At 40.7% G+C, this 1,642-nt stretch carries 3 protein-coding genes; 2 read left to right on the top strand and 1 reads right to left on the bottom strand.

What is annotated here, in order from left to right:
* The coding region (locus A3766_RS27545; protein WP_197479796.1) for a hypothetical protein at positions 1 to 183 on the bottom strand (183 nt) is incomplete at its 3' end.
* A gap of 429 nt (positions 184 to 612) precedes the next feature.
* Here A3766_RS27545 and A3766_RS27540 point away from each other — a divergent pair.
* Both A3766_RS27540 and A3766_RS27535 read left to right on the top strand, forming a co-directional pair.
* The gene (locus tag A3766_RS27540; protein ID WP_068508864.1) at positions 613 to 1,023 is read left to right on the top strand and encodes a hypothetical protein; all 411 of its coding nucleotides are present in this window, start codon (positions 613 to 615) and stop codon (positions 1,021 to 1,023) included.
* Positions 1,024 to 1,316: 293 nt separating this feature from the next.
* Positions 1,317 to 1,642 (top strand): helix-turn-helix domain-containing protein (locus A3766_RS27535; RefSeq protein WP_156509195.1); only part of this gene is annotated, 326 nt, incomplete at its 3' end.

The raw sequence follows: 1,642 nt of genomic DNA, 5'->3' as shown, positions 1-1,642 counted from the left end.
TCCAAGTTCAAATAACGACGAACCTTCAGGGTGAGCTGTAACAGCCAAGGGCGTAAAGAATATTCCTCTGGTCAGGTTTTCGATAGTGACATCCACTTCTGCGGCTTGCACAAAAGGAGCACTAAAAGCTGGAAGTAAAAGCCCCAGCGCAATTTTTTTGATACTTGAGTGAGTTTTTTTCATGTCAGTTTCCTCCGGAAAACATTTATGTTGTTTTGGTGGAAACATTGTTACGCATAGGCTCAGCTACATTCCTCACGAAAGTATCACGAAAGAGTAATTAATTTATCGCTCAGCTTTTTTCTATAAACTTAACACTATGAAAGAATCACGATTGCACTATTGACCCCCTGTTAAGATGCGCCTATTATCCCTCGCGCTTGGAAGCCATCGATACTACTAAAACTACAACACGGACGTGAAAGCCAACCCTCTATGCGACCTTGCTAGAAACCTTGGCCACCATATACTCCGCGATACAATCCTTCAGCATCATACGTAATTTTCTAGGGACTATCAGCCTCCCACTGCATTCGCTCGCCTATAGGACGCCATATACATTTCCGGTACCTTACGAGCGAGTCGAGGCTGAACAATGACAGGAGAACGGATATGTCAACACTCAACAAAAAGATTGCAGCCCATCTTGAGGAGCAATTTCCCCCTGAGTTTGATGAGAAGTGGGTAAGTAAATTACTAACCGATAAAGAACCCAAAGTAAAAAAAAGAGTCACTAAACGAAAGACACCTGATCATGAAAAAGCTCTTCTAAAAGATATCGCACTGATCGAAGCCGAGATAAGAAAACAAAAGATAATCAGAAAAGCTAATTCAAGCAAAGCAGTAAAAGCAAGGAAGCCGGTTTCCAAACCTCCTCAAAAAACAAATGAACCTGAGTCCATGAGCGCTATCGAAAAGCAAAAAAAAGCACACATAAGTAAAAACCAAGCAGGCCTTGATTCAAACAATACACCGAACAAAAGAAATTCTCGCCGCCTTCTATCACGCCTTAAAAAACGTTAAATCAAGCTGACTCCTAAATTGATATATAAGCCCACTGAACTTAATTGGGCTTATATATCAATCAGCATATACGCCTATACAGCACCCTGCTTTCCGAAGAACTGCCCCACATTAGTTCAAGCCTCTTCCACCAAATTTATCGCGCCTCAAAACAAAGCTTGCGTCAAAAACAAAATTAGATCATTGTGCAATATATAGCACTTTAATTTTTTCATCAGTCAACAAAAGTGAACCAGAGCTCACATTACACTGTAAACAAAAATGTTACGAATTGTTAATCTCGGTACCCTAAAATGCTTCACGAAACTAAATTCCCACTCATAAAAGCNCATTTTGCCCGAAGATTAAAAGAACTAAGGAATGCCTACGGTCTAAAAAGAGGCACACCATTAAAGCAGCAAGAACTTGCTGAGGCGATGGGCGTTTCACGACGGGTCTATATCGATTGGGAGAACCCGACTAAAACAAATTCTGTTCCAACAGACATTAATAAGCTGATTGCTCTGTGTGAAATTCTAGATACCGACCTGATATACCTATGCACGGGGCTTTTTGATGGCCAAAAAGAGCGTAAGCATCAAGATAATTACGTAAACGTTTACTCTAGATACAGCCAAAA

Source organism: Oleiphilus sp. HI0132 (assembly GCF_001635845.1).
The sequence above is the reverse complement of the archived record's forward strand: the minus strand, read 5'-3'. Positions and strand labels throughout refer to the sequence as shown.

Excerpts from the sequence above, each read along its gene's own strand:
- A3766_RS27540 (WP_068508864.1), top strand. The coding sequence starts at position 613 with ATGTCAACACTCAACAAAAAGATTGCAGCCCATCTTGAGGAGCAATTT.